Origin of the sequence: Butyricicoccus porcorum (assembly GCF_051246315.1) — a bacterium.
Classification (GTDB): domain Bacteria; phylum Bacillota; class Clostridia; order Oscillospirales; family Butyricicoccaceae; genus Butyricicoccus_A; species Butyricicoccus_A porcorum.
Genome location: NZ_CP178353.1, coordinates 1,134,004 through 1,147,732, shown reverse-complemented (window position 1 = coordinate 1,147,732; position 13,729 = coordinate 1,134,004). Strand labels below are relative to the sequence as shown.

At 57.1% G+C, this 13,729-nt stretch carries 7 protein-coding genes; all 7 read right to left on the bottom strand.

Annotation, left to right across the window (positions count from 1 at the left end; genetic code table 11):
* Nucleotides 1-168: 168 nt before the first annotated feature.
* The gene (gene rpoC / locus ACLM7Z_RS05490; RefSeq protein ID WP_087018991.1) at nucleotides 169-3,699 is read right to left on the bottom strand and encodes a DNA-directed RNA polymerase subunit beta'; all 3,531 of its coding nucleotides are present in this window, start codon (nucleotides 3,697-3,699) and stop codon (nucleotides 169-171) included.
* Nucleotides 3,700-3,701: 2 nt separating this feature from the next.
* Nucleotides 3,702-7,436, bottom strand: a complete 3,735-nt coding sequence (gene rpoB, locus ACLM7Z_RS05485) for a DNA-directed RNA polymerase subunit beta (RefSeq protein WP_435645667.1) — start codon at nucleotides 7,434-7,436, stop codon at nucleotides 3,702-3,704.
* Nucleotides 7,437-7,709: 273 nt separating this feature from the next.
* Nucleotides 7,710-8,384: a histidine phosphatase family protein gene (locus ACLM7Z_RS05480; RefSeq protein WP_435645666.1), complete on the bottom strand. Its 675-nt coding sequence runs from the start codon at nucleotides 8,382-8,384 to the stop codon at nucleotides 7,710-7,712.
* Between the two features lie 55 nt (nucleotides 8,385-8,439).
* A complete protein-coding gene (gene rfbA, locus ACLM7Z_RS05475; protein ID WP_087018997.1) occupies nucleotides 8,440-9,297 on the bottom strand; it encodes a glucose-1-phosphate thymidylyltransferase RfbA in 858 nt (285 codons plus the stop codon).
* A gap of 143 nt (nucleotides 9,298-9,440) precedes the next feature.
* Entirely contained in the window at nucleotides 9,441-10,385 is a 945-nt protein-coding gene (locus ACLM7Z_RS05470) for an AEC family transporter (protein WP_087018999.1), read from the bottom strand.
* Nucleotides 10,378-11,283 carry a DMT family transporter gene (locus ACLM7Z_RS05465; RefSeq protein ID WP_087019001.1) on the bottom strand — a complete coding sequence of 302 codons (906 nt, stop codon included), beginning with the start codon at nucleotides 11,281-11,283 and terminating at the stop codon, nucleotides 10,378-10,380. The genes ACLM7Z_RS05470 and ACLM7Z_RS05465 overlap by 8 nt, the downstream gene beginning before the upstream one ends.
* Nucleotides 11,284-11,708: 425 nt before the next feature.
* The gene (locus tag ACLM7Z_RS05460) at nucleotides 11,709-13,715 is read right to left on the bottom strand and encodes a TMEM198/TM7SF3 family protein (protein ID WP_435645665.1); all 2,007 of its coding nucleotides are present in this window, start codon (nucleotides 13,713-13,715) and stop codon (nucleotides 11,709-11,711) included.
* Nucleotides 13,716-13,729: the final 14 nt, after the last annotated feature.

Sequence of the window (13,729 nt, the reverse complement as noted above, 5' to 3'; positions counted from 1 at the left end):
GCTGTGCGCGTTTGCACAGCGTCTGCCTGTATCTCGTTGTACCACAAACCGGAAATCCTCGCCAGCCGGCGGACCGGTATGTCCGCCGGCACGGGTTCGCGCGGGAGCGCGCGGAAAGGTTTTCTTTTGCCTACTTTTCTTTTCCTCAAAAAGAAAAGTACGGTACGGTTAATCCAGATTGTGGATTTCTTCGTAATGGCCGTCGCGGTATTCCTTCAGACCGGAGCCTGCCGGAATCAGCTTACCGATCAGGACGTTCTCCTTCAGGCCGGTCAGCGGGTCAACCTTGCCCTTGATGGCTGCATCGGTCAGGACACGGGTGGTCTCCTGGAAGGATGCGGCAGACAGGAACGAATCGGTTGCCAGTGCCGCCTTAGTGATACCCATCAGTACCGGCGAGTAGGTTGCCAGCTTGAGCTCGGTCTCACCTGCGTCAATGCGCTCCTGAATCTTGTTGTTCTCATCCTCGAACTCGATCAGGCTCATCATTGCGCCCGGCAGCATATCGGTGTCGCCTGCGTCCTCAACCTTGATCTTGTGCATCATCTGGCGGACAATAACCTCAATGTGCTTGTCGTTCAGATCAACGCCCTGCTGACGGTAAACCTTCTGAACTTCCTTAATCAGGTAATCCTGTACCGCGCGCGGGTCGAGAATGCGCAGGATGTCATGCGGGTTGAGCGCACCTTCGTTCAGCTGCTGACCCTGTACAACCTCTTCGCCATCGGAAACACGGATGCCGGAGGACGATGCGAGCTGATAGCTTCTGGTCTCGCCGGTCTTGCTGTTGACAATATTGACCGTCTTGACAGTGGTACGCTTGCTTTCCTCGATGGTGACAATACCGCCGATTTCTGCCAGCGTTGCAACCTTCTTCGGCTTTCTTGCCTCGAACAGTTCTTCAACTCGCGGAAGACCCTGGGTAATATCGGAACCTGCGATACCGCCGGAATGGAAGGTACGCATGGTCAGCTGGGTGCCCGGCTCGCCGATGGACTGTGCCGCAATAATACCGACGGCCTCGCCCATTGCACACGGCGCATCGAACGCCAGGTTGGAACCATAGCAGTGTGCGCAGACGCCCTTGCGTGCGCGGCACTGCAAAACGGTACGAATCTGCACCTTTTTGATGCCTGCATCGACAATGCGCTTTGCATCGTCTTCCGTCATCATGTCGTCCTTGCTCTGGAGCAGCTCGCCCGTTGCCGGATTATACAGGTCTTCGACCAGATAACGGCCTGCCAGACGCTCTGCAAACGGCTCAATGACAGAGTTGCCATCCATAATGTCCTCAACCCAGATGCCGCTGGTCGCGCCGCAGTCTTGCTCACGGATGATGACTTCCTGCGATACGTCAACCATTCGACGGGTCAGGTAACCGGAGTCCGCGGTACGCAGTGCGGTATCCGCCAGACCCTTACGTGCGCCTCGTGCGGAGGTGAAGTACTCCAGTACGGACAGACCCTCACGGAAGTTCGACTTGATCGGAATCTCGATGGTCTTACCGGCTGCGTTCGCCATCAGGCCACGCATGCCTGCCAGCTGACGAATCTGATTGATCGAACCACGGGCACCGGACTGTGCCATCATCGTGATCGGGTTGAAGCGGTCCATGTTGGAGGTCAGCGCCTCGGTAACGTCATTGGTGGTCTTCTCCCACTCGCGGACAACCAGACGGTAACGCTCTTCATCGGTGATAAAGCCGCGCTTATATTTCTTATCGATCATGGCAACCTTCTTCTCGGATGCCGCAATCAGCTCCGGCTTCTCCTTCGGAACGAAGATATCGGAGAACGAAACGGTCAGTGCGCCCTTGGTGGAGTATTTATAACCCATCGACTTGATGGAGTCCAGAACCTCAGCGGTCTTGTTGAAGCCATGGATGCGGATGCAGCGGTCGACAATCTTGCCGAGCTCCTTCTTGCCGCAGGTCTGCATGATCTCCAGCTTGAGCATATCCTGCTTGGTCTTTCTCTCAACAAAGCCCAGATCCTGCGGAATCTTCTGGTTGAAGATCAGGCGGCCGGCGGTCGCATCGACCAGACCGCTGACGATCTCACCGTCGATTTCCTTGGTCATGCGCACCTTGATCGGCGCATGAATTTCAATGACGCCCTCATCATATGCCATGAGTGCCTCATCGGTATTGCGGAATACCTTGCCTGCGCCGCGCTCGGTGTCGCGGTCGATGGTCAGGTAGTACGAACCGAGTACCATATCCTGCGACGGAATGGTGACCGGCTTGCCGTCCTGCGGCTTGAGCAGGTTATTGGCGGACAGCATCAGCAGGCGTGCCTCTGCCTGTGCCTCGACGGACAGCGGCAGATGCACTGCCATCTGGTCGCCGTCGAAGTCCGCGTTAAACGCGGTACAAACCAGCGGATGCAGCTTAATCGCACGACCCTCGACCAGAATGGGCTCGAATGCCTCGATGCCCAGACGGTGCAGCGTCGGTGCACGGTTCAGCATAACCGGATGGCCCTTGATGACGGTTTCCAGTGCGTCCCAAACCTCCGGCTTGCCGCGCTCAACCATCTTCTTGGCCGATTTGATATTGGAAGCCAGACCATCCTGAACCAGACGCTTCATGATAAACGGCTTGAACAGCTCGATTGCCATTTCCTTCGGCAGACCGCACTGATAAATCTTCAGATCCGGGCCTACGACGATAACCGAACGGCCGGAGTAGTCGACACGCTTGCCGAGCAGGTTCTGACGGAAACGTCCCTGCTTTCCCTTCAGCATGTCAGACAGCGACTTGAGCGGGCGGTTGTTCGGGCCGGTGACCGGGCGGCCGCGGCGGCCGTTGTCAATCAGCGCATCGACTGCTTCCTGAAGCATGCGCTTCTCGTTGCGGACGATGATATCCGGCGCACCCAGCTCAAGCAGACGCTTGAGTCGGTTGTTTCGGTTGATGACACGGCGGTACAGATCGTTCAGGTCGGAGGTCGCAAAGCGGCCGCCATCCAGCTGTACCATCGGGCGGATTTCCGGCGGGATGACCGGGACAACATCCATAATCATCCATTCCGGGCGGTTGCCCGACTTGCGGAACGACTCGACAACCTCGAGGCGCTTGATGATGCGCACGCGCTTCTGACCGGTTGCATCGCGCAGCTCGTTCTTCAGCTCCACGCTCAGCTGCTCCAGATCCAGCTCTGCCAGCAGCTTTTTGATTGCTTCCGCGCCCATTCCGGCCTCGAAGTCATCCTCGAACTTCTCCTTCATGTCGCGGTATTCTTTTTCTGTCAGAATCTGCTTCTTAATCAGGCCAGTGCCTTCGCCCGGATCGGTGACGATATAAGCGGCGAAGTACAGAACCTTCTCAAGCAGACGCGGGGACATATCCAGAATCAGACCCATACGGGACGGAATGCCCTTAAAGTACCAGATATGGGAAACCGGAGCGGCCAGCTCGATGTGGCCCATGCGCTCACGGCGTACCTTGGACTTGGTGACCTCGACGCCGCAGCGCTCACAGATCTTGCCCTTATAGCGAACCTTTTTATAGCGTCCGCAGTGGCATTCCCAGTCCTTCTGCGGTCCAAAGATGCGCTCGCAGAACAGGCCGTCGCGCTCCGGCTTGAGGGTGCGGTAGTTGATGGTTTCCGGCTTCTTGACCTCGCCGTAAGACCATTCGCGGATGAGCTCCGGCGAAGCAAGGCCGATTTTGATTGCATTAAACGTATTGTATCCCATGCTTACTCCTCCGTCTCGCTGTAATCATCGTCGCTGCCAAACAGATCGTCGGATACGTCAGATTCCTCGTCCATGAGCGGATGATCGCCGTCCTCGACGTCGGAAATGCCGAAGCCGGAAGCCTCGAACTCCGAATCGCTCGCGGTTGCGCGCTCATGCTGCTCGTAGCTGGTGGTATCGTCGTCGTCGTCCGACAGGATAATTTCCTCGCCGTTCTCGTCGAGAACGCGGATGTCCAGACACAGCGACTGAAGCTCCTTGACCAGAACCTTGAACGATTCCGGTACGCCCGGCTGCGGGATGTTGTGACCCTTGACGATTGCTTCGTAGGTCTTGACACGGCCGACGATATCGTCCGACTTGACGGTCAGAATTTCCTGGAGCGTATAGGCTGCGCCATATGCTTCGAGAGCCCAGACTTCCATCTCGCCGAAGCGCTGGCCGCCGAACTGTGCCTTGCCGCCGAGCGGCTGCTGGGTAACCAGCGAGTACGGGCCGGTGGAACGTGCGTGAATCTTATCGTCGACCAGATGATGCAGCTTGAGGTAATACATATAGCCGACGGTTACTTCGTTGTCAAACTTCTCGCCGGTACGGCCGTCATACAGAACCGACTTGCCGTTCGGGTTCTTGCCGGCTGCGGTCAGCGCGTCTGCAATGTCCTGCTCGTTCGCACCGTCGAATACCGGCGTTGCGATCTTCCAGCCCATGCTCATCGCTGCGTAGCCCAGATGAACCTCCAGTACCTGTCCGATGTTCATTCGGGACGGTACGCCCAGCGGATTGAGGACGATGTCCAGCGGTGTGCCGTCTTCGAGGAACGGCATGTCCTCCTGCGGCAGGATGCGCGAAACGACACCCTTGTTACCATGGCGGCCTGCCATCTTATCGCCGACAGAAATCTTTCTCTTCTGCGCGATGTAGACGCGGACAGTCATGTTGACGCCAGGCGACAGGTCGTCGCCGGCTTCTCTCGTAAATACCTTGACATCGACGACAATGCCTGCCTCGCCGTGCGGTGCACGCAGGGAGGTATCGCGTACCTCGCGCGCCTTCTCGCCGAAGATCGCACGCAGCAGGCGCTCCTCTGCGGTCAGCTCGGTCTCGCCCTTCGGCGTTACCTTGCCGACGAGGATATCGCCGGAATGAATCTCGGCGCCGACGCGGATGATGCCGCGCTCGTCGAGGTCGCGCAGCGCGTCCTCACCGACATTCGGGATATCACGGGTAATTTCTTCCGGTCCCAGCTTGGTGTCGCGGGATTCGGATTCGTATTCTTCAATGTGGATGGAGGTGTATACATCATCACGAACCAGACGCTCGTTCAGCAGGACGGCGTCCTCGTAGTTGTAACCTTCCCAGGTCATGAAGCCGATGAGTGCGTTCTTGCCCAGCGCAACCTCGCCGTTGCAGGTAGACGGGCCGTCCGCCAGCACATCACCCTTCTTGACGCGCTCGCCGAGGTTGACGATCGGGCGCTGGTTGATGCAGGTGGACTGGTTGGAACGCAGGAACTTGGTCAGGTGATAGGTCTTCTCGCCCATCGTGTCATAGTTGACAGTAACATCGCGCGCAGTAACGCGGGTGACGGTGCCGTCGCCCTCCGCCAGCGGAACAATACCGGAGTCAACACATGCCTTGTACTCCATACCGGTGCCGACAGCCGGGGATTCGGTCTTCAGCAGCGGAACGGCCTGGCGCTGCATGTTCGCACCCATCAGAGCACGGTTTGCGTCATCGTGCTCGAGGAACGGGATCATTGCGGTCGCAACGGATACCATCATGCGCGGCGAAACGTCCATCAGATCGACATCCTGACGGTCAACTTCGACGATTTCTTCGCGGCAGCGGCAGGTAATACGCGGATTTGCCAGACGGCCTTCCTCGTCCAGCGGCTCATACGCCTGGCAGACGGTGTACTCGTCCTCAATGTCCGCGGTCATATAGTGAACCTCATCGGTGACACGGCCGGTCTCCTTGTCGATAACACGGTACGGCGCCTCGATAAAGCCAAATTCATTGATGCGTGCATAAGTTGCGAGGTAGGAAATCAGACCGATGTTCGGACCTTCCGGCGTCTCAATCGGGCACATACGACCATAATGGCTGTAGTGTACGTCTCGAACCTCGAACGATGCGCGGTCACGCGACAGACCGCCAGGGCCCAGTGCGGACATACGGCGCTTGTGCGTCAGCTCTGCCAGCGGGTTGGTCTGATCCATGAACTGGGACAGCGGGGAGGAACCGAAGAATTCCTTGATCGCTGCGGTGACCGGGCGAATATTGATGAGCGACTGCGGGGTGACGATGTCAAGATCCTGAATCGTCATGCGCTCACGGATGACGCGCTCCATGCGGGAGAAGCCGATGCGGAACTGGTTCTGCAGCAGCTCGCCGACACAGCGCAGACGGCGGTTGCCCAGATGGTCGATGTCATCGGTCGTGCCGATGTCATGACCGAGGCCCAGCAGGTAGCAGATGGAAGCCAGCATGTCGTCGACGATGATGTGCTTCGGAATCAGATCGTCCTTTGCCGCACGGATGTCGTCAATCAGCTCGTCCTCGGTCTTGCCCTCGGCCTCTGCGTCGTCCAGCAGTTCCTTCAGGACGACAAAGCGAACCTTTTCCTTGATGCCGCACTTTTCCAGCGGGTCGAACGAAACGAAGTCCTTCATATCGACCATGCCATTGCCGAACACCTTGACCTTCGTGCCGTCGTTGGCCTCGATAATCGTACCGTGTACGCCGCGGCGCGCGATGAGCGTTGCCTGCTCGCGGGTGAGGATCGTGCCCTCTTCCGCCAGGATCTCACCGGTCATCGGGTCGGTGACGGTCTCGCACAGCTTGTGGCCGACCAGACGGCGTGCAATGTTCAGCTTCTTGTTGTACTTATAGCGGCCGACCGCAGAAATATCATAGCGGCGGGTGTCAAAGAACAGCGCGTTGAGCAGGCTGCGGGAGGAATCAACCGTGGGAGGCTCGCCCGGACGCAGCTTTTTATAGATTTCGATGAGGGCGTCCTCGACCGTCTTGGACGGATCCTTGTCGAGGGTTGCCAGAATGCGCTCGTCCTCGCCGAACATCTCGATGATCTCCGCGTCGGTCTCAACGCCGATGGCACGGATAAACGAAGTGATCGGGATTTTTCTGTTTTTATCGATGCGGACGTAGAAGACATCATTGCTGTCGGTCTCGTACTCCAGCCAAGCGCCGCGGTACGGGATGACGGTTGCGGACAGCAGCGGCTTGTCGGTCTTATCCAGCGTCATGCCGTAGTAGACGCCCGGAGAACGGACGATCTGGGAGACAATAACGCGCTCCGCGCCGTTGATGATGAACGTGCCGGAATCGGTCATGCGCGGGAAATCGCCCATGAACAGCTCCTGCTCCTTGATCTCGCCGGTTTCCTTGTAGCGCAGGCGCATGCGCACGCGTAGCGGGCAGGCATACGTGGCGTCGCGCGCCTTGCATTCCTCCACGCTGTACTTCGGTTCATCGTCCAGCTTGTAGTCGATGAACGACAGCTCCAGATTGCCGGTGTAGTCGCTGATGGACGCAACGTCGTCGAATACCTCGCGCAGTCCGTCCGTCAGGAACCATTCATACGATTTTTTCTGAACCTCGATGAGGTTCGGCATGTCCAGGATTTCCGGAATCCTGGCAAAGCTCTTTCGGGTGGTACGTCCGTACTTTACGTCATGGACATGGACACCGTTGATTGTTGCCTCGTTTGCCATATTGTACCCATCACTCCGTTTCTCAAGTATTCGATACGCCTGGCCGCGTAGTGATTATTGCTATGCTCTTTCTTGCATCTTGACTGAAAAAATGCTAGAATGTATTTGGACAAAGTTCCATATACTTATGTGGAAACTATTAAATGATAGCATACTTATGCAAATTTGTCAAGCTGACCAAGATTGTAAAACCTCTCCAAATCGGAGAGGTTTTGTTGTTTTTGTTTGTGTTTTTCGACCAAAGAAACGCAATTTGTGCACTTTTCCGTGCGTTTATTCCGCGCGCTTCGCGCCCGGCGCACGCCCCTGCTTCAAAAACGCGGAGCGGAAGCGCAGATCCTCCGGCAGATGCGACTGGTCGTCATAAAATTTTGTTTCAAAATCGTCGTTTTCCCCGTACACTATGCAGGAAATTGAGGCATTGCCCACAATATTCGGCTCCATCTCGTCGAACGGGGTATCGAGGCACGCGAGATACGATTGCAGCGCAAAGCCATGCGACACGATGACGATGGATTTGCCCGCGTTTTCGCGGATCAGCCGATTGACGGTCTCCGTCATGCGCGTGTGAATCTGTCTGGCGCTCTCGCCGCCCGGCGGACAGAACCTTGCCGGATGGTTGCGGAAATTGTCCATCACTTCGGGATACGCCCGCCGGTTTTCCTCATTGGTATGCCCTTCGAGCAGACCACCGTCGATCTCGCGCAAACCGTCCACCAGCACCGGCTGTACCGACAGATGGCGGCACACGCCCTCCGCCGTCTGTCGTGCGCGCGTCAGCGGGCTGCTGTATACCGCATCCACCGGCATGCCGGCAAACCGCTCGCCCAGATAGTACGCCTGCCGCAGACCGGTCTGTCCCAGCGGAATATCCGAGCTGCCTTGAAACCGCCCGCCGACGTTGTTGTCCGTCGTGCCATGGCGGATGAAATAAACCGTTGTTTTCACAAAAAATTCCCTTCTTCCAAAAACAGAGCGGCCAGGCGGCCGCTCTGTATGTGTTTTACAGGCACTGTAAGTACTGTCCGTACAGCGTTTTTCCCAGCTGGATTCCAACTTCGTGCACCTGCTCTGCGGTAATCAGGCCCTTGTTGTAGGCACATTCCTCCGGACAGGCGATGTAGCGCCCGGTGCGCTCCTGTACCTCTCGCACACAGTTTGCCGCTTCGAGCAGGTTCTCCGCCGTGCCCGCATCCTTCCACACAAAGCTGTCGTTCAGCGGAACGACCTTCAGCTGGCCGCGGCGCAGGTATTCCAGATTGACATCGGTAATTTCCAGCTCGCCGCGCGCGGACGGCTTGAGATTCTTCGCAATATCCAGCACATCTGCGTTGTAGAAATACAGCCCCGGAATGATGTAATTGGACTTCGGAAAGCGCGGCTTTTCCTCAATGCTGATGGCATTGCCGTTCTCGTCGAACTCTACCACGCCGAAGGCGCGCGGGTCATCGACATAATAGCCGAACACGGTCGCGCCGTCGTTGTCGTCCACCGCCTGCATGAACTGATATTTCTTGGTTTCATCATAAAAAATATTGTCACCCAGAACCAGGCAGACCGATTCGCCCCGGATGAAATCCTCCGCGACAAGGAAAGCATCCGCAATGCCGCGCGGCACCTTCTGCACCGCATAGGATATATGAATGCCCCACGCACTGCCATCACCGAGCAGGCGCTCAAACGTCTCCTCCTCTCCATCCGGGATAATCACCATAATATCAGTAATCCCCGACTGGATGAGCACAGAAAGCGGATAATAAATCAGCGGTTTATCATAAACCGGAAGCAACGGCTTGCATACGGGCTTTGTCATCGGATACAGCCGCGTCCCCTTGCCTGCCGCAAGAATCAATCCTTTCATATTATCTGTCCCTCCATCACATCAGCTCTGCCCGTCCCCATTTTTCAGGCGCAGAAAGGTCTATTCCTCTATCTTATTCTTATTATACCGATACCGGCGTTGCCCTGTCAAGGAATCCCCTGCCATTTCCGCATAAAACCGCATCAAATCAGCTGCATGACGCGCAAAAGGAAAATCCATCCGGTCAGCGTGACTGAGGAAAGCAGGGTTGTCAGCACGATGATACTGGACGACAGTTCTCCGTCGTTGTCCATATTTTTTGCCATAATATAAGATGTGACGGTTGTCGGCGAACCGAGCATGATGAGCACGGCTACCATCTCTGTGCCGGAAAAGCCGAGGTGCACCGCCAGCGGCAAAAACAGCGCCGGCAGTGCGAGCAGCTTAATCACTGTCGCAGCAATCGTCGGACGAATCTTTGCGAGCGCCTGCGCGCCCTCAAAACCCGCGCCGACCACGAGCAGCGCAATCGGCGTCGCCGTAGACGCCACGCTGTCGATCATCTTGAGCGGAATGGTTGGAATCTCAATGCGCAGCAGCGAGAACGGCAGACCCGCAAAAATGCCGAGGATAATCGGGTTTTTGAGCACATTGATGCACGCGCGCTTGACCGCAGCCCGCCCATGTGCCCCGCCGCCCGCAGAAAATGTCAGGATGACAACGGAGAACACATTAAACAGCGGCACAGCAGAGACAATCATCAGTGGGGTCAGTCCCGCGTCGCCGTAAATATTCTGAACAAACGCGATGCCGAGCACGGCCACACTGCTGCGCGCAGCACCCTGTACAAACGCGCCGACCATCGTCTTGTCCGGCATGAGCTTTGCTGTCAGCAGCCACAGCCCGAGGAACATCACGATGGTCACACCTGCGCAATACAGCACAAAGCTCAGATTGAAATCCTGATACAGGTCGGTCTGTGCAATGTCACGGAACAGCAGCACCGGCAGTGCAACTTTGAACACATATTTGTTGGCAACGGCACAGAATTCCTCCGTGAACATGCCGATCTGTTTTAAAATATAGCCGAGCACCATGACGAGGAAGATCGGCACGGTGGCGTTCAGGCTGAATACAAAACTATCCATTTGCTTCCTCCACAGCCGGACGCCTGCGCGGCGGCAGCTGCAACACCAGAATCGAACTGAGGATCAGTGCCATGCCAAGCACGGTCCAGATGGTAAACGGGTCGCCAAACACAACGACTCCCAGCAGGCTGCCTACCAGCGGTTCAACCGTCGCCAGCACAGCTGCCTGCGACGCGGGCACACCGTCCAGCCCGCCGGTATACAGCAGGAACGGCACAACCGTGCACACCACTGCCAAGCCGAGCCCGACCAGCAGCGTATGTGGCTGAGCCAGCACCTTTTGCGTGCAGTGTGCCGCACTGAACGGCGCAGTTGCAAGTGCCGCAAACACAAACGTATAAAACGAAACGGTCATCGCGCTGTAACGCCGCAGCGCAAATTTTCCAAAGATACTGTACAGCGCGTAAAACAACCCCGAGCCGAGGCCGCACAGCACCGTCATCGGTGCAACTGCCTGCGCCTGTGAAAACACGCCTGTGATGCACGCGCAGCCCGCAATTGTGATGACAATTGCGGCAAGCCGATGTGCCGTCAGACGTTCGCGGAACAGCAGGATGGACAGCAGCAGGACAAACACCGGCGAGGTGTACAGCAGCAATGCCGCCACCGCTACGCTGCTGCGCGAGAGCGTATAAAAATAACACAAATTAAACAGCGCAATGCTGACCATGCCTGTGCCGACAAACATCCAGACATCGCGCAGGCGGATGCGCAGCGCTGACCGGTCGCGCACGGCTACCACAACGCCGAGCGCCGCGGCCGCAAGCAGGTTGCGAAAAAAGACGATCTCCAACGCGGACAGCCCCGCCGCGTTCAGCGCGCGCACAAACAGGGCAATCATGCCCCACAACGCGCCCGCGCCTGCGATCATCCACGCTGATTTTGCTTTCGTATGCATGTCGTTCCTCCTCTGCGGAAACCGCTAAAATTTCCGCCTGTCCAGTATAGCACCGTTGCGCGCCGAATGGGAAGTAAAATCGATTGTTTTCCCAAAAAACTCCTGCCCTTTTGCCAGATACGCCGGAAATCCTGCATTTTCGCGGTTCATTTTACACTTTCCCGGAAACGCACCGAACTTTTTGCACAAAAAATTGCAGTTTTTTTTGGGAGGTTTGCCACTACTCTTTCTCTATCCAGTGTGGTATATTTATAACTGTACTTTTTAGCAGGAGTACCGCATCATCCGCCCTATACAGAGGGCGTGAGTAATATGCCATACAGAGAAGAGAGAAGAAACGAGACGGTTGGGTGAACCGTCTCGTTTCGTTTTTCCGCTATTTTTGCACAAAAAAGCTGTTTCGGATACTGAAACAGCTTTTTTCTTTATTCTTCGGTTTCCTCCGCATCCGCATGGCGGAGCGCAGTATATGCGCGCATTGCGGCATACGTAAGCGCGAGGAATGCGGCCGCACAAAGCGCGTCCAGCACGATTTCCAGCCAGCTGCCGCCCCGCACGATAAGCTGAACTACATCCAATACGCGGCGCACACACAGTACGGCACAGGCAAATGCCGCCGCACGGTAATACCGCAACACATAGCACACAAAGCACAGTGCAAGCGCAAGCTCAACATATCGAATTCCAATTCCGGCGAGTACAAGTACGACAACCGTCAGCAGCGCCGGCCACAACAGGCGTACGGAAAATTCCTTCCGGGGTTTCTCCGGCTCAGACATGTCCGCCGATTCCGTCTGCTCGGTATCGTCAGATACTTCCATCAGCTCATCCGCTGCTTCTGCGGCGATTTCGGGTTCTTCTTCCGGTTCCGCGTCAAAATCCTCTTCCGGTGGTTCCTCTTTGAACATCGGCGGGAACAGCTGCTCCCATATCGCGTCCTCCTCCGAATCCACATCCGAATCCACATCCGATTCCACATCCGATTCCACACGGTTCGCCTGTTCTTCCGATTCCCCGACAGATCCCTCTGCTGTCCGTCCCGTGTGAGCAGGTGCCTCCGGCCGATCTTCCTCAGACGGGAACAGCTGCTCCCACATCATATCCACATCCGGCTCCGCATCGGTTTTTTCCGGCTTTTCCAGCGCACCCAGCGCCTGTTCCAGCGCACGGGTCAGGTCTGCTGTGCTGCTGAGCATCTGCTCTATATCCGCCGCAGCTTCCGGCTCCACGCTGTCTGACTCCGATGCCTGCGGCAGGTCTTCGGTTGATTCCACTGCTACCGGTTCGGTTTCTTCCACTGGCTCGGCTTCTTCTCCCGGCTCGGCTCCCGGACGGAAGATATCGTTCCACATGCCGCGCAGCGGCATCGTGCCCTCCGGCTCCGCATCGGAAGCAGGTGTCTCTACCGGCTGTTCGGACATCCAGGCAAACTGTGCCTGCTGTTCCAGCGGCACATCCTGCTGTTGGTTCAGCACATCCTCCAGGGAGAGCAGTATCGTGCGGTCTTCTGCCATTTCCGGATCATCTGAACTGGACAGCTCTCGCACGGGTTCTTCTTCCCGCGCAATCTCCGGATACAACGGCTCGGTCCCCCTCGCCTGCTCCGGTGTCATCGGCTCCGTCAGGCCGATATGTGCCGCCACGGTCTGAGAAATCGAATCAATTTCATCCGGTTCCTCCTGCGGCAGCTGGCTGAGATCCAGCCCATGTGTGTCGTCGTCCACTCCGTCTTCTTCGGGCGCAGGCGCACGCAAATGAGCATCTCCGCTGTCCTTTGGTTCTGCTGCAACCGTGCGTCCATTCCTCTCGCCGAACGGGAGCACATCCGCACCGCGACCCGTCACAGCCTGCACAGCACAGCCGGCAAGCGTCAGCGCCAGCCCGAGCACAACGGTTGTGAGCCCCTGCGGTCTGGCAAACAGGTCTACCAACACGAATGCGGCAAAAAAGCCGAACACACCGGTGGACAGAATACCCGCCGGGCGCAGGAACAGCACGCCCGTCACGCCGAACAGCACGGCACCGCCTGCCAACACCAGCCAAAATGCCGCCTGTGCATGCTGCGCCACAAATAAGCCGGGCAGATACACGACCGCCGCACCGGCACAGGCACATACTGTAAACACACCGAGCGGATACCAGCAGAAAAATACGACACCGAGCGCAACGCCGAGCACCACGATCGCCAGCACGGTCAGCGTCAGCCCGAGCAGCTCGTTCATCGACGCGCTGAACAGGCTGGTGACACAGATGCCGAGCACCACGCCCAGTGCAACACCGCTCAGCGCGCTGACCGCGCGCAGCAGCCGGTACCCGGCAAAGCAGAACAGCAGGGACAGCAGCAGCAATACGATTTTCACCGGCATGGCGGCATACAATGCCGCCAGCGTCTGTCCCGCAATTCCGATTGCACTGTTAAGGGTAAGATCCATCTCGTTTCAACCTT